The sequence below is a fragment of the Blastomonas sp. RAC04 genome (genome assembly GCF_001713435.1).
Taxonomy (GTDB): domain Bacteria; phylum Pseudomonadota; class Alphaproteobacteria; order Sphingomonadales; family Sphingomonadaceae; genus Blastomonas; species Blastomonas fulva.
Genome location: NZ_CP016460.1, coordinates 1,494,727 through 1,516,462, shown reverse-complemented (window position 1 = coordinate 1,516,462; position 21,736 = coordinate 1,494,727). Strand labels below are relative to the sequence as shown.

Sequence of the window (21,736 nt, the reverse complement as noted above, 5' to 3'; positions counted from 1 at the left end):
AAGGGCAATATGGAGCGGCGCGACGAAATCGAACGGCAAATCGGCGAACAGGCCGATCATGCGGCGCATAACGACGCGCCCGCGACGGCGGCGGTCTGCCGCGCACTGATCGCTCTGGCGCGGGGCGGCACTGCCTGCGGTGCGCGGATTGCGAACTGGCCAGGCGATGTGCTCGCCGATGCGATGCCGCTGCGGCTGGCGGGCGGGCTGCACCATCTGTTCCGCAAGGGGGAGGCCCCCGAACTGGGGGCGGTCTACGCCCGGGAGGTCCACGCGCAGAACTCGGTGGACGCCATCGTCGCCGATGTCGTCGCTCGGCACGATGCCGAACTGCTCCCGTGGTTCGATGGCCCGCCGCAGACCAACGAGGCGGGGCGCTCGTCGAGCTTCGTCGCCGCGCTGCACTGGCTGGCGAGCCGCACGACAGGGGTGTTCGCGCTCAACGAGATCGGGTCGAGCGCAGGGATGAACCTGCTGATCGACCGCTATGGCTATGATCTGGGCGGGGTGGTCTCCGGCCCGGCGGACGCGCCGTGCACGATCCGCCCCGACTGGCAGGGCCCGCCGCCACCTGCGATGCCTTTCAAAATCGCGAGCGTGCGCGGCTGCGACCTCCAGCCCATCGACGTGCGCGACAATGCCGCCGCCGATCGGCTGATCGCCTATATCTGGCCCGAGGCGCACGCCCGGTTCGAACGCATGGAGGCAGGCATCGCGATGATCCGGCACCGCGCGGTCGATCTGGTGCAGGCAGACGCCGCCGACTGGATTGCGGCGCGGTTGGCGGAACCGCAGGAGGCCGGGGTGACACGGGTGCTGATGCACTCGATCGTCTGGCAATACATCCCGGCCCAGAGGCAGGCGATGATCGAACGCGCGATGGCCGAGGCGGGAGCCGCAGCGACACCGGAGCGCCCGCTGGCGTGGATCGCGCTGGAGACAAACCGGACGACATTCCGGCATGAATTGAGGGTGCGGTACTGGCCGGGCGGCGGTGAGGTACACCTGCTGGGCGAGGCGCAGGCGCATGGCGCGTGGGTGCGGTGGATGGGGTGATGGGAGCCTTGCCCTAGCGGGTCAGATCGCGTCCGCTTTTGTCGCCCGGAATGAGGGGGCTGAATGGCCGGAAATGGATGGTTTGCTGCCGCTGTTGCTTTCCGACCGGGCGTGATAAAGACCGGCTATGACAATCGTTTATGACCTTTGGTTCACCCGCGAATACGACGATCGCGAGGATACGGAACTTCATATCGGGATTTACGCCAGTCGTTTTGAAGCAGAGGCCGCCATCGAAGCTCTGAAGGACAAACCCGGGTTTCGAGACTATCCAGAAGGGTTCGAGGCGCACGAAGTCGTTCTTGGCCAAACAGGTTGGCAATACGGCTTCGTGACTACCATCGGCGCTCCACCAAAAGATGCTGCGGGCGAGGCGTTCGACTTACCGGCGTTCGATTGAGTAACGACCGCAACGGGGTCGTTTGCTGAATGGCAACTTTCTGACAGAAATGCTCCAAAGCCGCCACCACCCGCGCAGCCTGAGCCTGTCGAAGGCCACGCGCCACCCTCAACTCAAAATCACATCATTCCCTTGAACTTGTTTCAGGGCTCATTTCTCCCCAAGCGGCTTCGGCTCTTTGGGGCGCGATGGGTCCTGAAACGAGTTCAGGATGACGGAAGTGGGATGGGGATTAGGGAGAGCCTTGCGGCGATTGACAACCCCTTCGCGGTATCGCGTCTGTGCGTGAGCCCCCTTTTGTTTCGCGCGAAGGCGCGAAGAAGGGGGGCTGCGATGGGCAGCCGAGGCTCTACACGACCCCTGGGCTCCGGCTTTCGCCGGAGAGCGATTGTAGTGGGGGCTGAGGATGGCGCGGGGCCCTCGACGGGCTCAGGCTGAGCGGGGGTGGTGTGGGCTCAACGCGCTGCCAGAAATCCCTCTATCGCCGCGATCAGCGCGTCGGGCTGTTCCCACGGCACGAAATGCCCGCCGGGAGCCTTCACCAGCGTGAGATCTGGCACCAGCGTTTCGATACCGTCGAGCAAGGAGGGTCGCAGCGCATAGTCGTCCATCGCCCAATAGAGCAAAGTCGGCTGGGTGACCGGCGGGAAGGGGCGGTCGAGGTATGCGGGGCGATCAATCTCGCCTTGCAGCGGCGGGACGATCAGCGGGCTGGCGCGGTACCAGTTGACCATCGCGGTGAACGCACCCGGCGTCTGCCATTGCGCGAGGTAGATCGCGCGCTCCTCGGGTGTGATCCGGCTGACCGCGCTGGGCTCGGCGAAGCGCGAATCGAAATACGCGTCCCAGCCCATCTGCGCGACGATGTCCTCGAAATCCGGGCGGCGCATTTCGGTGATGTATTGCGCCGAGGCGCGCTGGTCGGGGTCGTCGAAAAGCGCCTTCTGATAGGTGAACGGGTGCGCGGCGTTGGCCATGATCAGGCGCTTCACCCTGTCAGGATGGTTGAGTGCTGCCATCCAGGCGATCGCGCCGCCCCAATCGTGGCCGACCAGGGTGAACGTGTCGACGCCCAGATGATCTGCCAGCGCCAGCAGGTCGGCGACCATATTCTTCGGCTGATATGCTTGCACGCCTTCAGGCTTGGACGATCCCGCAAAGCCGCGCTGGTCTGGTGCGATCAGCCGGTAGCGGTCGGCAAAATGCGCCATCACGTAGCGCCAGGTGCGGTGCGATTCGGGAAAGCCGTGCAGCAGGATCAGCGGCGGTGCGTCTGCAGGGCCGGTGATCGCGACGTCGAGTTCGACCCCGGTGGGCAACGCGATGCGGGTGAGGGGGAGGTCCATCATGCGCGCGCTTTCACGTCCGCCCCCGCGTCAATGGAACCTCCGGAATCGGGATGAACTCGAGTTCGTCGCCGGGCACCTTGGGGAAGGCCCCAGCATTCCAGCGCTCGGCAGCCTCTTGGATGCGGGCGTTCGACGATCCGACGAAGTTCCACCAGATGTGCCGTTCCGATCCGAACGCCGCTCCGCCCAGCAGCATCGCGCGGCCGCCGCCGATGCTGTCCAGCTTCGGCTTTGCGCCGGGCGCGATCAGGTAGAGCAGATACGGCTCGAGCGGCAGCCCGTCGAGCGCTGCATCGCCCTCGACCAGCATCACCGCCCGCTCGTCCGCCTCGCTGTCGATCGGGATCGATCCGCCCGGCCGGAGCACGATATCGGCATAGATCGTCGGGCTGTGGCAGGTCGTGGGCGCGGTCTTGCCCCAGAGCGAGCCCATGATCACCTTGGCCGATGCACCGCCGCCGTCGATCGTCGGCAGGTCCGCGCAGCCGATGTTCTCGAACGCGGGGGCTGCGTCTTCCTGGCCGTCGGGCAGCGCCAGCCAGGTCTGCATGCCGAACAGCTTCGCGCCGCCGGCCATCTCGTCCGCCGGGCTGCGCTCGGAATGGACGATGCCGCGCCCGGCGGTCATCAGATTGACCTCGCCAGGGTGGATGGTCTGGAAGGTGCCCAGAGAATCGCGATGATCGATCGCGCCGGTGAACAGATAGGTGACCGTCGCCAGCCCGATATGCGGATGGGGGCGTACGCCGAGGTCGCGCCCGATATCGAGTTGCGCGGGGCCGAACTCGTCGACGAAGATGAACGGGCCGACCATCGCGCGCGCCTTTTGCGGCAGCACGCGGCGCACGCTGAACCCGCCCAGATCGTGCGTCACGGGCAGCAGGGTGAGCGAAATGGGGCTGGTCATGCACGGTCTCCGAACACGCGCCTGAGGCGGCGATGTCGATGGTGGAAGAATATGCGGATCAGGCCGGCCGTCAACCGGGGCAGGAAGCGCGGTTCGAACGTGAGCTTATCGGTAACCCTGCACCCCGTGCCGTGCGCGACGATGCGCCGCTCGTGCCGCCAGTGCGCCATTCCGGTCATCGGCGAGCATTCGACGAACCCCGATCCGGGATCGAGCGATTCCAGCGTGAGCCCGCTGGTCCCGGCTGGGATCAGGCCGCCAAGCAACAGCCGGCTGTGGAACAGCGGCCTGCCGGGCGTCATCGGAACATCGGTCAGCCGTTCGATCCCGGACGGCGCGGTCATCGCAAGCAGCGGCATCATCTCGCGCCGCAATCCCGCGAGCGATGTCGCCGACAGCCAGACGCTTTCGCGATCTGCGGCAAGGGTGGAACTGAACGTGGCGGTTGTCCGGCCCAGCGTTATTCCCCCGGCGCGCGCGCCTTGATCGCCATTGCGTGCACCTTCTGCCCCGGCAGGTCGCCGAGCGCTGCGTTGACCATCCGCTGGCGCTCCAGCCGCGATTTGCCGGCAAAGGCAGCGCTTTCGATCACCACCGTGAAGTGCGATTCGCCGCTGCCGTCATCGCCCATATGGCCGCTGTGCTTGGCGCTGTCGTTGATCACGTCCAGCTGGATCGGCGACAGAGCCGCGGTCAGCCGGTTTTCGATTTCGCTGGCCATCGGCCCCTTGGTTTTCATGTCCATGCCACCCTATATAAGCCGCTCTTCGCTGCAATGCGAGGCGCGTAATGGCAAGGGATGGTCGGGGTTTTGGCGGAACGGGACGGATCGGAAAAGGAAGGCAGCGCGCGGCGTCGTGCGCGGTTCCATGGCCGGATCGAAGGCACCGGACACCGCTGCGACTGGGCCGAGTGCCCCGAAGATGGCGAATTCCGCGCGCCGCCGGAAGAAAACCGCGCGCATGGATCGCGCTTCGACGGCCCGGGCCGCTACCGCTGGTTCTGCCTCGAACACATTCGCGAATTCAACGAGCGCTACAACTTCTTCTCCGGGATGAGCGCCGAGGAGATCTACGAGGCGCAGCGGCCGACCTCAGGCTGGGACCGCGAAACGCGCGCCTTTGCCGCAGGCGCGGGCCAGGCGCCGCGCTGGGGCGACTTTTCCGATCCGCTCGACGCCATTGGTGCGCGCTTCCGCCAGAACATCAAGGATCGGGCGGCGGCCCAGGCCAATGATCGCGCTGCAGCCCAGCGCGGCCTGAGCGTCGCAGACCGCAGCGCGCTCAAGACATTGGGACTGAGCGCGGACGCCAACCGGACGACGATTCGCCAGGCCTATTCGAAGCTGGTGCGCGCCTACCACCCCGACCGTAACGGCGGCGACCGCACCCACGAGAAAGCCTTGCAGGAGGTCATCGCCGCCTATACGCACTTGCGCAAACTTGCTGCTTTCACCTGATCGTGCCATCGGGCATTGCAGCTCCCTTAAGCGACCGATTAACAGCGGACACCCACATGACAGACATTTCCAATACCCAGCCTGACAGCCGTGACGGCACCCTGCTCGATGCGCCCGACCGGATGGTGAAGGCGCGCGACGTGTTCGGCGTCGACATTGACATGGAAGTGCCCGCGTTCAGCGAGGCCGACGAGCGCGTCCCCGATCTCGATCCCAGCTATGTGTTCGACCCGGAAACCACGCTGGCGGTGCTTGCTGGCTTTGCCCACAACCGCCGCGTGATGGTGCAGGGCTATCACGGCACGGGCAAGTCGACGCACATCGAACAGATCGCCGCGCGCCTCAACTGGCCGTGCATCCGCATCAATCTGGATGCACATATCAGCCGTATCGATCTGGTGGGCCGCGATGCCATCGTGCTGCGCGACGGCAAGCAGGTCACCGAATTCCGCGAAGGCCTGCTGCCATGGGCGCTGCAGACCCCGACCGCACTGGTGTTCGACGAATATGACGCGGGCCGTCCCGACGTGATGTTCGTGATCCAGCGCGTGCTCGAGACCGAGGGCAAGCTGACCCTGCTCGACCAGAACCGCGTTATCCGCCCCAACCCCTATTTCCGCCTGTTCGCCACCGCCAACACCGTGGGCCTGGGCGATACCAGCGGGCTGTATCACGGCACCCAGCAGATCAATCAGGGCCAGATGGACCGCTGGAACATCGTGTGCACGCTCAACTATCTGCCCGCCGAGACCGAAGCCAAGGTCGTTCTCGCCAAGGTGGGCGAGACCGACCCCAAGGTGGTCAAGAACATGGTCAAGGTCGCCGACCTTACCCGCCAGGGCTTCATCAACGGCGATATTTCGACCGTGATGAGCCCGCGTACCGTGATCAGCTGGGCACAGAACGCCGCGATCTTCCACAACATCGGTTTCGCCTTCCGGCTGTCGTTCCTCAACAAGTGCGACGAGGCCGAGCGCATGCTGGTCGCGGAATATTACCAGCGCGTGTTCGGCGAGGACCTGCCCGAGAGCATTATCGGCAAGGGGTAATTTGCGCGGTTGCTGAGGGCTGACAGCCGAGGATTGCGTGTTGATGGCGATCGAAAGCGCAATCCGGAGAGCGCACCCCCACGCAACTCTCTCCCATCGAGGGGGAGGGCTTTGATCAACCGCAACCCTCTCGCGCTTGCTGTCATATTGATATAATACACCGCTGTGTTCAAGAAATTGCGATTCGGATCGGGGCGTTTTGGGGGCGGCGGGGTTTCCGCCGTTGATGCCCCGTGGCCGCCGCCGGGGTTGGGCGAGGCGCGCAATCCGTGGCTCGATCCTGCGGACGTAAGATCGGTAGCGCCAGAGCCCATCAAGCCGCCGCGCAACCGCTGGTGGTGGGCCAAGCGCATCCTCGCGGCAGTCTTTGTCCTGTTCCTGATCCTGCTCGCCTGGCTGGCGATTACCGCGCCGTTGTCCAAATCGCTGCAGCCGATCGCGCCGCCGGAAATCACTTTGCTCGCCGCCGATGGTACGCCGATCGCGCGCAGCGGGGCGGTGGTCGAAGAGCCTGTCGTGGTCGAGCGCTTGCCGGAGCATGTCGTGCAGGCGTTTCTCGCGATCGAGGACCGGCGGTTCTACAGCCATTGGGGGATCGATCCGCGCGGTCTTGCGCGGGCGCTGTGGGCCAACGTCTCGGGATCGAGCGGTACCCAGGGCGGTAGCACGATCACTCAGCAACTCGCCAAGATCAGCTTCCTCACCCCAGAACGCAGCCTGACCCGCAAGCTGCGCGAGATGCTGATCGCGTTCTGGCTGGAAGCCTGGCTGACCAAGGATGAGATCCTGGGGCGATACCTCTCCAACGCCTATTTCGGCGACAACGTGTACGGGCTGCGCGCGGCCTCGTTGCACTATTTTGATCGCCAGCCCGAGCGGTTGAAACCCGAACAGGCGATCCTGCTCGCCGGGCTGGTTCAGGCGCCGTCGCGCTTTGCGCCGACGCGCAACTGGAAGGGGGCCAGCCGCCGCGCCAACATGGTGCGCACCGCGATAGTCAACGCAGGATTCATGACGCGGGAACAGGCCGATGCGCTGCCCCAGCCGCGGCTGGATGTGCACGAACGGCCCAAGCTTGCCAACGGCACCTATTTTGCCGATTGGGCGATGCCGCAGGCGCGCGCGCTGACCGAGATGTCGCATGCCAGGCTCGAGCTCACCACGACGCTGGATTCGCGGCTGCAGCGTGCAGCCGAGCGGATCGTCGCGCGGGCGGGACTGGGCAAGGCGCAGGTGGCGCTGGTGGCAATGCGCCCCAATGGCGAGGTCGTCGCCATGGTCGGTGGCAAGAGCCATGCGCAGTCGCCCTTCAACCGTGCCACCCAGGCGCGCCGCCAGCCGGGATCGACCTTCAAGCTGTTCGTCTGGCTCGCCGCGCTCGAAGCGGGGATGGAGCCAAGCTCGGTCGTCGATGACAGCCCGATCACCACCGGCACCTATCGCCCGCGCAACGCTGGCGACCGCTATCGCGGCGTGATCAGCCTGGAAGAGGCGTTCGTGCACTCGAGCAATGTCGCAGCGGTCCGATTGTTCCAGCAAGTGGGCAGCGAAAAGGTGATCGAACAGGCGACCAAGCTGGGGCTCAAGGGGCCGTTCACCGAAGGCGATCCCAGCCTGGCGCTGGGCAGCGCCAGCGCCAGCCTTATCGAGCTGACCGCGGCCTTTGCCGGGGTTGCGGGCAACAGCTGGCCGGTCGAACCGCACGCCTTCAAGCGCGAGGAGCAGGGCTGGTTCGAATGGCTGGTCGATGGCCCGGACAGCTATTCTTCACGGGTGCACGAGCAGATGCAGGACATGCTGCGCGCCGCTGTCAATCGCGGGACCGGCCGTGCGGCCAGTCTCAACATCCCCAATTTCGGCAAGACCGGAACCAGCCAGGACAATCGCGATGCGCTGTTCGTCGGCTATGCCGGAGATCTGGTGGTGGGCGTTTGGATCGGAAACGACGACAACAGCCCGATGAGCGGAATCCGCGGCGGCGGTCTGCCCGCGCGGATCTGGCGCCAGTTCATGGGCGAGGCGGTGCGCGGCGCCGTTCCGCCGCGCCGTGCCGCACCGGTGGCGCCGCCCGAGGAGGTAGACCCCGACCCCGCGATCGATCCGATCATCGAAGGCGAGATCGAGGCGCAGGTCGGCGGCGCGAATGTGCGCGTCACCCCCGATGGCCTGACGATTTCGGGCGATGTCGGCGGCGCGCCGGTTGCGGTCACCGTCGATGGCAACGGCGCGCAGGTCGAGCGGCGCAGACCCGAGCCTCCTGCTCCGCCCGGGCAATAGCTGCCCCGTATCGGCAGGCTGCTTGACATCGCAGGCCCGGGTGTTCAGCGATAGCGCATGACCAACCGCACGCCACTTGATGACCTGAAGAACGTTCTCGCCGGTACCGCGCGCGCCATCGCGCATCAACCCGAGGTCGAGGTGGCGTTCACCGCGGATCCGCCGTCGCAATCTGGCACCAAGCTGCGTGTGCCGATGCCGGGGCGCAAGCTGCCCGCAGATCAGGTCGCCGAGGCGCGCGGTTTTGCAGACCTCTACGCGCTGCGGCTGAAGCATCACAACCCCGCCCAGCACAACGCCAATGCGCCCAAGGAGGCGGTTGCCCGCGCTGCATTCGATGCGGTCGAGCAGGTGCGGATCGAGGCGCTGGGCAGTCGCGCGATGAGCGGTCTGGGGGCCAATCTGGATGCCGCGCTCGACATGCGCATGCGCTCGGACCCGATCGCGCGCGCGACCAAGGTCGACGAGGTGCCGCTCTCGACCGCTCTGGGGCTGATCGTGCGCGAACGGCTGACCGGCAAGCCTATGCCCGCAGGGACCGTTGCCGGGGTCGATCTGGTGCGCGACTGGATCGAGAGCAAGGGTGGCGAGGACATCGACAATCTCGCGCTGTCGCTCGACGATCAGGCGGCGTTTGCTGCGCTCGCCACCCGGCTGCTCGAACATCTCGACCTCACCGAGGGCCAGATGGACGAGGAGGACAGCCAGGACGACGGCGACGATGACGATTCGTCCGAAGAGGGCGAACCCGAGGACCAGGACGGCGAGCAGGAAGGATCCGATCAGGGCCAGACCGAGGCGCGCGGCGAGGAGCAGACCGGCGAGAACGAGGACGGCGACCAGTCCGAAACCGAAGGCGAGATGGAGCAGGGCGACGACGGCGACCCCGGCGAGATGGGCGACGATGGCATGATGCCGACGCGGCCCAACCGCCCCTGGACCGATCTTCCTTCCGATTTCGAATACAAGGCCTGGTCCACCCGCTTTGACGAGGTGGTCGAGGCCACCGACCTGTGCGACGAGGACGAACTGCTGCGGCTGCGCGCCTATCTCGACCAGCAGCTCGCGCATCTGCAGGGCGCGGTGACCAAGCTCGCCAACCGTCTGCAGCGCCGGTTGATGGCGCAGCAGAGCCGCAGCTGGGATTTCGACCAGGAAGAAGGGATGCTCGATGCCGCGCGGCTGGCAAGGATCGTGGTCGCGCCCGGACATTCGCTATCGTACAAGATCGAGCGGGAAACCGACTTCCGCGATACCGTAGTCACGCTGCTGATCGACAATTCCGGATCGATGCGCGGTCGCCCGATCAGCATCGCGGCGATCAGCGCGGACATCATGGCGCGCACGCTGGAACGCTGCGGGGTCAAGACCGAGATTCTGGGCTTCACCACTAAGGCATGGAAGGGTGGCCAGTGCCGCGAGGACTGGCTGGCGCAGGGCCGCCCGCAGCTTCCCGGACGCCTCAACGACCTTCGCCACATCGTCTACAAAAAGGCCGACGAGCCCTGGCGGCGTGCGCGCAAGAATCTGGGCCTGATGATGCGCGAAGGGCTGCTCAAGGAGAATATCGACGGCGAGGCGCTGCTGTGGGCGCACAACCGTCTGCTCGCCCGCCACGAGGAACGCCGCATCCTGATGGTAATTTCGGATGGCGCGCCGGTCGATGATTCTACGCTGTCGGTGAACCACGGCGCCTATCTCGAACAGCATCTGCGCAAGGTCATCGACTGGATCGAGAAGATGTCGCCGGTGCAGTTGATCGCCATCGGCATCGGCCACGACGTCACCCGCTATTACAAGCGCGCGGTGACGATCATGGATGCCGAACAACTGGGCGGCACGATGGTCGAGCAACTGGCGGGGCTGTTCGACGACGAGTGATGCGGGCTGGCGCGGCGCTAGGCCAGACTTGCCAAAGGTCGGCGCCCAGCTTAACCAAGCGATTAAATCGCGAACCCTGATCCGGAGATCTGCCTTGAACGTATCCGAAGCCGTTGCAACCCGTCGGTCCGTGCGCCAGTTCAGGCCCGATGCGGTTCCGCTCGACATGCTGCAGGATATCCTGACCAAGGCGCAGCGCGCGCCCTCGGGGGGCAATACCCAGCCATGGCATGCCATCGTGCTGACCGGCGAGCCGCTTGCCGATCTGACCGCCAAGATCAAGGCGAAGGCCGCGAGCGAGCCGATGGGTGCGGGGATGGAGTACGACATCTACCCCAAGGGCCTCGAGGGTCGCTACGAGGAGCAGAGGCGGCTGGTCGGCAAGCGGATGTTCGACGCGCTGGGGCTCGCGCGCGAGGATGGCGCAGGTCGTATCGCGCAGATGGCCAAGAACTGGGACAGCTTCGGTGCCCCGGTGCAGATCTTCACTTATTGCCGCACCTATATGGGGCCGCCGCAATGGTCGGACATGGGCATGTGGCTGCAGACGGTGATGCTGCTGCTGCGCGAGGCGGGGCTCGACAGTTGCCCGCAGGAAATCTGGGCGATGTACGGCAGCTACATGCGCGAGCTGCTGGGCATCGGCGACGAGTTCATCTTCTTCACCGGCATGGCGGTGGGCTATCGCGACCCCGATGCACCGATCAACAATTTTGCGGTTCCGCGCGTCGACCTGTCCGAGGCCATAGACTTTCGCGGTTTCTAAAGCGGGTCGGGGGCAGCGACATCCAAGGTTCATCGGGCGCTGTATAATCTGCCATCATTCCGATGCGGCAACTGGTCACGCCGCATCGGGGGGATTATAGCATCCCCAAACGAATCCAGACCGGGTCGCGCCGAAATCAGGATTTGCCGCCGCATCCTCAGGGATCGAGGCAAATGGGGTGTGACAATGTGCGACGGCCAGACAGGTGACACACGAGCGGACGCAGCGGCCACGGTGCCTGCGTGCGGGGCGCCATCCGGCCGCGTTGCCGCGTGCTCCAGCGCCTGGGCAAGCATGGACATGAACGCGCCGGGGGGCGGCAGCTGAGATCATGGCGCTGAAACCAGACACCGCTTCGGCCCCCAGCAGCCGCGATGAGGTTGGCCGTTCGGCCAACCGGCTCATTCGCCAGCTGGGGCTCGTGCGGATGCTCGCGACCTTGGGCTTTCTGGTGTTCGCGCTCGCGGTGGCGCGTTACAGCCCCACGATGCCGCTGCTCGGCGATGCCGAAAACGCGATGTACGACATGCGCGCGGCCAATTTCGCCAAGAAGGTCGATCAGGACCCGCGCATCCTGATGGTGGTCTATACCGACGACACGCTGATCGATACCGGCCAGCGATCTCCGGTCGACCGCACCATCCTTGCCAATGCGCTGACCAACATCGACAGGATGGGGGCAAAATCGATCGGCATCGATATTCTGTTCGATCAGCCGCAGGACGATGACGAGGCGCTCAAGACCGCATTCCGATCGATGCAGACCCCCACGCACGTCGCTTATGCATCCAACGAGACCAACACCGAGGCGATCCAGTTTCGCCAGCAGGAGTTTCTCGAGCAGTTCCTCAAGGACATCACCACCGCCAAGACGGTGCCCACCAGCATCCGGCTGCTGACCGATCCGGATGGTGTCGCGCGGCGCTGGCCCGACCAGCCGAAGAACCTGCCGCCGATCATGGTGCGCGCGATGACCCCGCCCAACGCAGCGTTCGCCGACTATCGCGGTGCGATCCGCTTCCGCCTCCCGCTGTCGTCGGACCGCCCGGTGATCAACAAGCTGCCGATCGACCTGTTTGCCGACCCTGAAAGCGCCGAGTTCGTCGCCAGCGAGGTCAAGGGCAAGCATGTGCTGATCGGCGGGGATTTCGTCGATTTCGACAAGTTCGATACCCCGCTCACCCGCATCGGCGATGTCGTCACCGGCGATTCGCAGATGATCGGGCTCGAAGTCCATGCGCACATGATGTCGCAGTTGCTCGACAACGATCAGCCGTTCTCATTCCCTGGCTGGTCGCTGTGGGTGATCGCTTTGGTGGTGGTGCTGGCCGGCTGCGCCACCGCGATCAGCCAGGCGCGTGCCTGGATCATGGGGCTGCTGCTCGGATCGCAGATCCTGTTCTTCATCACCGTGCCGTTCATCCTGCAATATCAGGGGTTCGATACATTAGACCTGCCAAGCTTCGGTTGGGCGACCGGATGGCTGCTCGCCTATACCTCGGTGGGCGCCGCCGCACGCGTGGTCGGGTCCAAGCAGCGCGCGTTCGCGCAGAACGCGCTGGGCAAGTACCTGCCCCGCTCGGTCGCGGCGGAAATCCTCAAGGACCCCGACAAGCTCGCGCTGCACGGCGAGAAGCGGGAGATCTTCTGCGTATTCACCGATCTGGAGGGTTTTACCAAGCTGACCCACGCGATCGAGCCGGAGATGGTGGCGTTCCTGCTCAACAACTATCTCGACAAGCTCGCCGACGTGGTGCTGCAATATGGCGGCACGCTCGACAAGTTCGTGGGCGATGCGGTGGTCGCCTTCTGGGGCGCGCCGATCAGCTTTCCCGACGACGGGGAGCGCGCGGTGCGAGCCGCCTGGGCGATGTACGAGGCTGGCGAGGAGTTCCGCCGCAGCGCGCCCGAAGGCGTCCCGCCGATCGGCCGCACCCGCGTCGGCGTGCATTTCGGCGAAGCGATCGTCGGCAACTTCGGCGGCGAGGGGCGCATCCAGTACACCGCGTTTGGTGACAGCATGAACACCGCCGCGCGGCTCGAGGCGGCGAACAAGAACCTCGACACCCGCGTGCTGGTCAGCCGCGAGGCGGCGGAGCGCTCGGGGCTAGACTGGTATCGTCCGATGGGCCGGATCGTGCTAAGAGGGCGCGCCAAGCCCGTGGATATTTTCGAACCCGCGCCGGACATGCCGGCAGGTGAACGTACCCAAATCGCTCAACTCGTGACTGCGCACGAGGCGGGAGATTCAGACGCTGTGGTTCAACTCACATCACAGCTGCAGGAAATGGGGCAGGAAGAGGCCATCGCGAATCTGTTCAAGCGACTTGGTCAGACACAAAAAGGAGAAAGCTATGTTCTCGGTTGATAGGAAGTCCGTACTTCACCGGGCGCTTGCGTTGGGTGCAGTTTTAGGCCTGGGGGTTGCCGTCAGCGGTACCGCGATGGCCCAGTCCATGGTGGTGCGATCGGCGGGGCCTTCCGCTGCGCAATATCCGGCCGGCAAGAAGCTGCCCGCCAACACCAAAGTGGTACTGAAGGCCAGCGACCGCGTGACCGTGCTCGACAAGGCCGGCACCCGCGTCCTTTCGGGCCCCGGTACCTTCACTCTCGATGGCGCGGTCAAGCGTGACCAGACGCAGAGCACGCAGATCGCCAGCCTGCTGTCTACCAGCGGCGGTGCCAGCCGGACCCGGACCGGAGCCGTGCGCGGTGCGCCGTCCGCAGCCAAGCCTTCGGCGCCCCGCAGCCCCAATCTGTGGTTCATCGATGCCAGCCAGTCGGGCAAGTTCTGCGTGGCCGAGCCCAACCGCCTGCTGTTCTGGCGCGCCAGCGTCGCCGACGACGTGAACCTCAAGCTCGCCAACGCCAGCGGCGCCAAGGCCGATCTGCTGTGGAAGAAGGGATCGGGCAACCGCGTCTGGCCCTTTGCCGAAGTGCCGGTGGTCAGCGGCAGCAGCTACACGCTGACCGGACCCGATGGCGCGGCCAGAAAGATCGACCTGGTGGTGCTGCCCAGCGTTCCGGCAGAGGTCGACGAACTGGCCGGCACGCTGATCGAGAATGGCTGCGAGAACCAGCTCGGTCTGCTGGTCGAGACGATGGCCGCCGTCGAGCAGGAGGTCAGCCCCGCAGGCGATCGCTGAACCAACCGCGATTTTATCCCCCGCCCGTGCCGCTGCGACCGGCGCGGGCGGGGTTTTTGTGTCTGCGCCATGGTGCTTGACGGCCCGCGCGGTTTGCAGGCAAGGGTTGCCGCATCATGACCCAGCCTGCACCCGATCCCCAAGCCGCACCGCTGATGCTGTTCAACAGCCTGACGCGCGCGGTCGAGCCCTTCACGCCCGTTCATGCCGGCGAGGCTCGCGTCTACAGCTGCGGGCCGACGGTCTACAATTACCAGCATATCGGCAACATGCGGGCCTATGTCTTTGCCGATACGCTGGGACGCACGTTGCAGTGGAAGGGCTACAAGCTCACCCATGTCATCAACATCACCGATGTTGGCCATCTGACGTCCGACGCCGACGAGGGCGAGGACAAGATGGAGCGCATGGCTGCGCGCGAGGGCAAGTCTGCGTGGGATATCGCGCGCTTCTATCAGGAGGATTTCGAGCGCGATCTGGCTCGCCTGAATGTCCAGCCCAAGCAGCACCCGCGTGCGACCGAATATGTCGGGGCGATGATCGAGTGGGGCAAGTCGATGGCCGACAAGCACTGCTATGAGCTGGACAGCGGGCTCTATTTCGATGTGTCGACTGTGGCCGATTATGGCCGCCTGGCGCGCGCGGTGACCGAGGACGGTGAGGGCCGGATCGAGAGCGTGGAAGGCAAGCGCAACGCCGCCGACTTCGCGATCTGGCGCAAGACTCCGCCCGGAGAGACCCGGCAGATGGAATGGGATTCGCCTTGGGGTCGGGGCGCGCCAGGCTGGCATCTGGAGTGCTCGGTGATGGGAGAAAAGCTGCTCGGCTTCCCCTTCGACATCCATACAGGCGGTATCGACCACCGCGAGATTCATCATCCCAATGAAATCGCCCAGAATCAGGCATTCTGCTGCACGAACGGCCTGGATGATCCGCGAAATTCGGGCGCCAAGATCTGGATGCACAACAACTTCCTGATCGACCGCACCGGCAAGATGTCGAAATCGAGCGGTGAGTTCCTCCGGCTGCAGCTGCTCATCGACAAGGGGTTCCACCCGCTCGCCTATCGGCTGATGTGCCTGCAGGCGCACTATCGCAGCGAACTCGAGTTCAGCTGGGACAATCTGCTCGCGGCGCTGACGCGGCTGAAGCGGCTGGTGATGGCAGTGGCGGCATTGCGCTCCGGCGCGAGCGCCGCGCCGAGCGTTGATCACCCGCGACTGGTGCAGTTGCTGGGAGATTTCGATGCTGCGGTGTCCGACGATCTCAACACCGCCAAGGCGCTGACCGTGCTGGACGAGGCTCTGGCGCAAAAGAAGATCGATGCGGGCCAGCGGCTCGCAGCGATCGGGGCGATGGATGCGGTGCTGGGGCTCGACCTGATGGCACTCGAGCGTTCGGCGCTGCGCCTCCGCCCGGTGGCGATCGAGATCGATGAGGCGCGCATCGAGCACATGCTCAAGCTGCGCAAGGATGCGCGCGCGGACAAGAACTTCGCCGCATCCGACGCGATCCGCGACGAGCTGACAGCCGCGGGGGTCGAGGTGATGGACGGCGATCCGCTGGGCTGGGAGTGGCGGATCGAGGTCTAGAGATTTGTTGACGTTTACCTACAGCGTAATCGCAGATGCGGTCGCATTCGTTAGAATGCCGACATGCTCCAACCGATCCTCTGGCTGCTGATCTGCGCGGTTCACGTGTTGCCGGCAGCGGCACTGTTCCAGCCGGGCCTGCTGGCGGCCCTTTACGGAATGGCCCCCGCAGACCCGGCGTTCCTTCTCGTCCAGCACCGCGCGGCATTGTTTGCATGCGTGGTTGTCGTCTGTATCTGGGCGATCTTCGACCCCGGCGTTCGCCGGCTGGCGGCAGTGGTGGCCGCCGTCAGCATGGTTTCGTTTCTTGTGTTGTTCTGGTCTTCGGGAGCGCCTGCATCGCTGCGAAGCATTGCGCTTGTTGACCTTGCTGCCCTGCCGCTGCTTATTGCTGCTGGCTGTCTCGCCTACAGGGCCTGACGCACAGGGAGCTTTTCAATGACCAAGGCCGTGATTTCCGCACTCGTACGACCATTGCTCGAACCGGCCATCCCCGATGGCGTCGATGTGGTGTGGATCGGTTCGGCGGACGAGGCCAGGGTCGAGGTGGCCAATGCCGACATCGCCTGGGTCGACATGCACGACAAGCAGGCGATGCGCGATGTGGTGCTGGCGGGCACCGGGTTGAAATGGGTTTCCACCCTCTATGCCGGGCTCGACCATTTCCCGGTCGAGGAGCTGACCGCGCGCGGCACCCGGGTCACCAACGGCGTCGGCATCAACACCATCGCGGTCGCCGAATACGCGGTGCTGGGCATGCTCAGCATGGCCAAGGGCTATGCTGACGTCGTGCGCGCCGCGGACAGGCGCGAGTGGCTGTGGACCTCGCCCGGGACGATCGAGCTTTACGAAACACGCGCATTGGTCATCGGCTATGGTGCGATCGGTTCGGCGATCGGCGAGCGGCTGAAGGGTTTCGGGGTGGAGGTAACCGGGGTTGCCCGCACCGCGCGGCCCGACGCCGGGATGCTGGGAGCTGACCAGTGGCGCGGGCGGATCGGCGAGTATGACTGGGTGGTCATTGCGACGCCTTCCACGCGCGAAACCGATGCGCTGATCGGTGCCGACGAGCTTGCCGCGATGAAACCCGAGGCGATCCTGGTCAACATCGCGCGCGGCGAATGCGTCGATCAGGACGCGCTGATCGCCGCGGTCAGGGGCAAGACCATCGCGGGCGCGTTTCTCGACGTCACCACGCCCGAGCCGTTACCGGCCGATCATGAGCTGTGGACTCTCCCCAATGTGCAGATCTCGATGCACCTCTCGGGCCGCGCGCAGAACCGGATGTTCCAGCGGGCCGCGGCCCTGTTTGCGGACAATCTGGGCCGCTATGTGCGCGGCGAGGCGCTGGTCAACGAGGTCGACCTCGCACTGGGATACTGATCGAGATCGCCGTCAGCTGTATTTGGCATGCGCGGCGGCGATCTTCACATGATAGTTGTTCGCGGCAAAGCCCGCGCCGTTATATCCCTTGGCAAAGGCCATGCACGCCGCTGCGACATTGCTGATCGCTCTCAGCGCGCTCACCAGCTTTTTCGAGGTGATGAACGCGGCGAAGGCCTTGAGATGCGCGGCTTCGGACTGCTTCATCGCGTCCCAGAACGCCTCGACCGTGGGGAAGCCCGCGGCCTGGTGGTTGAACCCCATGATCTGCGCGCCGCCGACGGAGGCGGATAGCAGCGCCGCCTTGCGATCCAGCGCCATCGCCCTCCACAACCGGATGTATTCGCCCTGGCCGCCGACATAGAGCTTCCGGTTCCAGCGCGCGCTCGACAGGTTGGGGTGGCTCGCGCGGTACTTGCCTTCGGTATAGCGATCGAAGATGTGCGCCTCGAACAGGATCTTGGGCAGATGCGGCCCGTCGAGAAAGCCGCCGGGGCCGTCAAGCGCCAGGATGTCGCCGCGGACGTCGCTGAACCAGCCGCCGCCGCTTTCGACCTCCCACACCGCGCGGATCTGCGCGACGGTGCAGCCCAGCGCTGCGGCGACTTGCTGAAAGTCCGCTTCGGTCAGTCCGATCTTGGTCGCGGTGGCAGCGGTGCCCGTCGATCGGGCAATCCCCAGCGTATCGAGCAGACTATCGATTGCGGTCACATCGGCCTGGGTGAAGGACTGGCCGGAGCGCAGGGCCTTGATCGCAGAAAAGACGGGGGAGCGGTCCATGGGCATTGACCTTTTGACAGCAAACACGACGCCGGCAGGGCAGCCGATACTGTATCGCCAGCCCCGCAATCGCAAAGTTATGATCGGTTAATTCTCCAGGATACTGGTCCAATTCCTACATTGACAGGCTGTTGGATACCCAGCGCCCGGCCGCCGTGCAGGCGATACCAGCAGGTGTTCCGCGCCCCGGACAGGGACAGCACTTTTGACGGGTGACTCGGCAAATATTTGGGGTTATGCCTTGCGTCACACGGGGCGTGGGCGGCGGAGCCCATGGTTTTTCCGCATCGCACATTCCGCCCGGGTAGCCCAAGCATAACGCACCGCCCGGTCATCCTTTCGGTCGCACGATTGCAACGACAAGCCATTTTCGGTTTCCGGGGGAGTTAATTCATGACCAAAGCATCCGATCTGTTCATCCAGTGCCTGGAGGAAGAGGGCGTCGAGTACATCTTCGGCGTTCCCGGCGAGGAAAATCTCGACATGCTCGATTCGCTCAGCCGGTCGACCAAGATCAAGCTCATCCTCACCCGTCACGAACAGGGGGCCGGCTTCATGGCGGCGACCTATGGACGCCACACCGGCAAGACCGGCGTGTGCATGGCCACCCTGGGCCCCGGTGCTACCAACTTCGTCACCGCCGCAGCCTATGCCCAGCTGGGCGGCATGCCGATCCTGATGGTGACGGGCCAGAAGCCGATCAAGAAATCCAAGCAGGGCCGGTTCCAGATCCTCGATGTCGTCGGCATGATGAAGCCGATCACCAAGTTCACCCATCAGCTGGCCAGCGCTGACAACATCCCCAGCCGCATCCGCGAGGCGTTCCGCCTGGCCGAGGAGGAAAAGCCCGGCGCCACGCATATCGAGTTCCCCGAGGACATTGCCGAGGAAAAGACCGATTCGGTGCCGCTGAAGCCCAGCCAGACCCGGCGACCCAATGCCGACAAGAAGTCGATCCGCGCCGCGGTCACCGCGCTCGAGCAGGCCAAGTCGCCGATCCTGGTGATCGGGGCAGGGGCTAACCGCACGATGACCAGCCGCATGCTGCTGCAGTTCATCGAGAAGACCGGCATCCCGTTCCTGACCACCCAGCTGGGCAAGGGCGTGATCGACGAGCGGCACCCCAAGTTCGTCGGCTGCGCCGCGCTGTCGGCGGGCGATTTCGTCCACCGCGCGGTGGAAGCTGCCGACCTGATCGTCAACATCGGCCATGACGTGATCGAAAAGCCGCCGTTCTTCATGCATCCCGGCGGCACGCCGGTGATCCACATCTCGTCCAAGACCGCCGAGGTCGATCCGGTGTATTTCCCCGAGATCGAGGTGATCGGCGATATCGCCAATGCGATCTGGCAGATGAAGGAAGATATCGTCCCCAATGGCGGGTGGAAGTTCGACCACATGCTGGCGTTCCGCAAGGCCGAGGTCGATCACACCAAGTCGCTGTCGGGCGATGCGCGCTTCCCGATCTTCCCGCCCTATCTGGTGCAGGAAATCCGCAACGCGATGCCCGACGACGGCATCATCTGCCTCGACAACGGCGTCTACAAGATCTGGTTTGCGCGTGGTTATGACGCGTACCGGCCCAACACCGTGCTGCTCGACAATGCGCTCGCCACCATGGGGGCAGGCCTGCCCTCGGCGATGATGTCGGCGATGGTCTATCCCGACCGCAAGGTGCTGGCGATCTGCGGCGATGGCGGGTTCATGATGAACAGCCAGGAGATGGAAACCGCGGTCCGGTTGAAACTCAACATGACCGTGCTGATCCTCAACGACAACAGCTATGGCATGATCCGCTGGAAGCAGGCGAACATGGGCTTCCAGGACTGGGGCCTGACCTATGGCAACCCCGATTTCGTGAAATACGCCGAGGCTTATGGCGCCAACGGCTATCGTGTCGAAAGCGCCGAGCATCTGAAGGAACTGCTCGCGCATACGCGCGACACGCCAGGAGTGCATCTCATCGATTGCCCGGTTGATTATTCGGAGAACGACCAGATCTTGAATATCGACATCAAGAAGATGGCGAAAGAGCTTTAATCAGAAATCCCCCTCTCCCGTTGAGCTTCGCTCGTCTGCGACTCAGGGGAGAGGGCCGGGGAGAGGGGAATGGATTTCCCACTGCCCACTTCATGCCAAGGGGGAGGGCGGCCCCCTCTCCCAACCCACTCCCTTCAAAGGGAGAGGGCTTCAAGGGACTTGTTATGACCACCCTCAAATCCGTCTACCCGCTCTATCTCAACAACGAGGCGCAGCAGCCGAACACCGATCTGGAGGTAACCGACAAGTTCACCGGAGAGGTCGCGTTCCGCGTCGCGCAGGCCGATGCCGCGACGATCGATGCAGCGATCGCAGGTGCGGTCGAGGCGGCAGAGCCGATGGCGCGGATGCCGAGCTATGAGCGGCAGGAGGTGCTCAACCACTGCGTCACGCGGTTCAAGGAGCGTTCGGAAGAACTCGCCTATGCACTGTGCGTCGAAGCGGGCAAGCCGATCAAGGATAGCGAAGGCGAGGTCAGCCGCCTGATCGACACCTTCCGCATTGCGGCGGAAGAATCGGTGCGGATGACCGGCGAGGTCCAGACGATGGACATCAGCCCGCGCGCCAAGGGCTATCGCGGCATGTGGAAGCGCGTGCCGATCGGCCCGTGCTCGTTCATCTCGCCGTTCAACTTCCCGCTCAATCTCGCCGCGCACAAGATTGCGCCTGCCATCGCGGTCGGCTGCCCGTTCGTGATGAAGCCAGCGAGCCGCACGCCGCTGGGCGCGATCATCATGGGCGAGGTGCTGGCCGAAACCAACCTGCCCAAGGGCGCGTTCTCGATTCTTCCCGCCAGCCGCGATGGCGCGGACCTGTTCACCACCGACGACCGCCTGAAATTGCTCTCGTTCACCGGATCGCCCGATGTGGGCTGGGATCTGAAGGCGCGCTGCGGCAAGAAAAAGGTCGTGCTCGAACTCGGCGGCAACGCTGCGGTGATCATCGATGCTGATGCCAATCTGAACGACGCGATGGAGCGCGTGATCTTCGGCGCGTTCTATCAGTCCGGCCAGAGCTGCATCGGGGTGCAGCGCATCCTGATCCACGCCGATGTCTACGATCGCTTCCGCGACATGCTGGTCGCCAAGGCCAAGACGCTGATCGCGGGCGATCCCAAGGACCGCGACACCTTTATCGGCCCGATGATCCACGTCAAAGAGGCGGCCCGCCTCGATGGCTGGGTGCAGGAGGCGGTGTCGCTGGGCGGCACATTGTTGTGCGGCGGCAAGCGCGATGGCGCGATGCTCGAAGCGACCTTGCTGGAGAACGTGCCGCACGAAGCCAAGATCGTCACCGAAGAGGCGTTCGGCCCGGTCGCGGTACTCTCGAGCTTCACCGACTTTGGCGCAGCGATGGCCGAGGTCAACAACAGCAAGTTCGGACTGCAGGCAGGCGTCTTCACCCGCGACCTGTTCAAGATGTTCGACTGCTGGGATCACCTTGATGTCGGCGGCGTCGTGATCAACGACGTCCCCAGCTTCCGCATCGACAACATGCCCTATGGCGGGGTCAAGGATTCGGGGTTGGGCCGTGAGGGCATCCGCTTTGCCATGGAAGACATGACCGAGATTCGCAACCTGCTGATCCGGGGCCAGTAGTCCACCAGAGGGTTGCACCGCCCGAGTGGGACGGCGCAACCCTGCCGACGAAG

The 21,736-nt window shown here is 64.7% G+C and carries 19 protein-coding genes; 14 read left to right on the top strand and 5 right to left on the bottom strand.

The window, feature by feature from the left end:
• Positions 1–9 precede the first annotated feature (9 nt).
• Both BSY18_RS08150 and BSY18_RS08145 read left to right on the top strand, forming a co-directional pair.
• Positions 10–1,056 carry a DUF2332 domain-containing protein gene (locus BSY18_RS08150; RefSeq protein WP_069050258.1) on the top strand — a complete coding sequence of 349 codons (1,047 nt, stop codon included), beginning with the start codon at positions 10–12 and terminating at the stop codon, positions 1,054–1,056.
• A gap of 127 nt (positions 1,057–1,183) precedes the next feature.
• Positions 1,184–1,456, top strand: a complete 273-nt coding sequence (locus BSY18_RS08145; protein ID WP_054136012.1) for a hypothetical protein — start codon at positions 1,184–1,186, stop codon at positions 1,454–1,456.
• Positions 1,457–1,911: 455 nt separating this feature from the next.
• On the opposite strand, the gene BSY18_RS08140 is transcribed toward BSY18_RS08145, so the two are convergent.
• The 4 genes from BSY18_RS08140 to BSY18_RS08125 all read right to left on the bottom strand — a co-directional run bounded on the left by BSY18_RS08140 (position 1,912) and on the right by BSY18_RS08125 (position 4,457).
• Entirely contained in the window at positions 1,912–2,805 is an 894-nt protein-coding gene (locus BSY18_RS08140) for an alpha/beta fold hydrolase (protein ID WP_069050257.1), read from the bottom strand.
• Positions 2,806–2,815: 10 nt separating this feature from the next.
• Positions 2,816–3,712 carry a pirin family protein gene (locus tag BSY18_RS08135; RefSeq protein ID WP_069050256.1) on the bottom strand — a complete coding sequence of 299 codons (897 nt, stop codon included), beginning with the start codon at positions 3,710–3,712 and terminating at the stop codon, positions 2,816–2,818.
• Entirely contained in the window at positions 3,709–4,074 is a 366-nt protein-coding gene (locus BSY18_RS08130) for a hypothetical protein (RefSeq protein ID WP_069050255.1), read from the bottom strand. Before BSY18_RS08130 ends, BSY18_RS08135 begins: the two co-directional genes overlap by 4 nt.
• Before the next feature lie 98 nt (positions 4,075–4,172).
• On the bottom strand, positions 4,173–4,457 hold the full coding sequence (locus BSY18_RS08125) for a BolA family protein (protein ID WP_054134604.1): 285 nt from the start codon (positions 4,455–4,457) through the stop codon (positions 4,173–4,175).
• A gap of 66 nt (positions 4,458–4,523) precedes the next feature.
• On the opposite strand from BSY18_RS08125, the gene BSY18_RS08120 reads away from it, so the two are divergent.
• The 10 genes from BSY18_RS08120 to BSY18_RS08075 all read left to right on the top strand — a co-directional run bounded on the left by BSY18_RS08120 (position 4,524) and on the right by BSY18_RS08075 (position 17,265).
• A complete protein-coding gene (locus BSY18_RS08120; RefSeq protein ID WP_236823482.1) occupies positions 4,524–5,171 on the top strand; it encodes a J domain-containing protein in 648 nt (215 codons plus the stop codon).
• Between the two features lie 56 nt (positions 5,172–5,227).
• Positions 5,228–6,220, top strand: a complete 993-nt coding sequence (gene cobS, locus BSY18_RS08115) for a cobaltochelatase subunit CobS (protein WP_054134602.1) — start codon at positions 5,228–5,230, stop codon at positions 6,218–6,220.
• A gap of 165 nt (positions 6,221–6,385) precedes the next feature.
• On the top strand, positions 6,386–8,497 hold the full coding sequence (locus BSY18_RS08110; protein ID WP_236823481.1) for a transglycosylase domain-containing protein: 2,112 nt from the start codon (positions 6,386–6,388) through the stop codon (positions 8,495–8,497).
• Between the two features lie 57 nt (positions 8,498–8,554).
• Complete coding sequence (gene cobT, locus BSY18_RS08105) at positions 8,555–10,378, top strand: cobaltochelatase subunit CobT (RefSeq protein ID WP_054134601.1); 1,824 nt, start codon at positions 8,555–8,557, stop codon at positions 10,376–10,378.
• Between the two features lie 28 nt (positions 10,379–10,406).
• A complete protein-coding gene (locus BSY18_RS08100) occupies positions 10,407–11,144 on the top strand; it encodes a nitroreductase (protein ID WP_335617684.1) in 738 nt (245 codons plus the stop codon).
• A 331-nt stretch (positions 11,145–11,475) separates the two neighbouring features.
• Positions 11,476–13,512 carry an adenylate/guanylate cyclase domain-containing protein gene (locus BSY18_RS08095; protein ID WP_069050253.1) on the top strand — a complete coding sequence of 679 codons (2,037 nt, stop codon included), beginning with the start codon at positions 11,476–11,478 and terminating at the stop codon, positions 13,510–13,512.
• Between the two features lie 76 nt (positions 13,513–13,588).
• Positions 13,589–14,290 (top strand): hypothetical protein, encoded by a 702-nt coding sequence (locus BSY18_RS08090; RefSeq protein WP_150126237.1) that lies wholly within the window; start codon positions 13,589–13,591, stop codon positions 14,288–14,290.
• Between the two features lie 116 nt (positions 14,291–14,406).
• Entirely contained in the window at positions 14,407–15,882 is a 1,476-nt protein-coding gene (cysS, locus tag BSY18_RS08085) for a cysteine--tRNA ligase (protein WP_069050251.1), read from the top strand.
• 63 nt (positions 15,883–15,945) lie between these two features.
• Positions 15,946–16,302, top strand: coding sequence for a hypothetical protein (locus BSY18_RS08080; protein WP_069050250.1), 357 nt, complete (start codon positions 15,946–15,948; stop codon positions 16,300–16,302).
• Positions 16,303–16,320: 18 nt separating this feature from the next.
• Positions 16,321–17,265, top strand: a complete 945-nt coding sequence (locus BSY18_RS08075) for a D-2-hydroxyacid dehydrogenase (RefSeq protein ID WP_069050249.1) — start codon at positions 16,321–16,323, stop codon at positions 17,263–17,265.
• Positions 17,266–17,277: 12 nt separating this feature from the next.
• Here BSY18_RS08075 and BSY18_RS08070 read toward each other — a convergent pair whose 3' ends face one another.
• Entirely contained in the window at positions 17,278–18,045 is a 768-nt protein-coding gene (locus BSY18_RS08070) for an N-acetylmuramidase family protein (RefSeq protein ID WP_083231369.1), read from the bottom strand.
• Positions 18,046–18,438: 393 nt separating this feature from the next.
• Between BSY18_RS08070 and BSY18_RS08065 the strand changes: the two genes are divergently transcribed.
• Positions 18,439–20,085 carry an acetolactate synthase large subunit gene (locus BSY18_RS08065; protein WP_069050248.1) on the top strand — a complete coding sequence of 549 codons (1,647 nt, stop codon included), beginning with the start codon at positions 18,439–18,441 and terminating at the stop codon, positions 20,083–20,085.
• A gap of 164 nt (positions 20,086–20,249) precedes the next feature.
• Positions 20,250–21,683: an aldehyde dehydrogenase family protein gene (locus BSY18_RS08060; RefSeq protein WP_069050247.1), complete on the top strand. Its 1,434-nt coding sequence runs from the start codon at positions 20,250–20,252 to the stop codon at positions 21,681–21,683.
• Positions 21,684–21,736 lie beyond the last annotated feature (53 nt).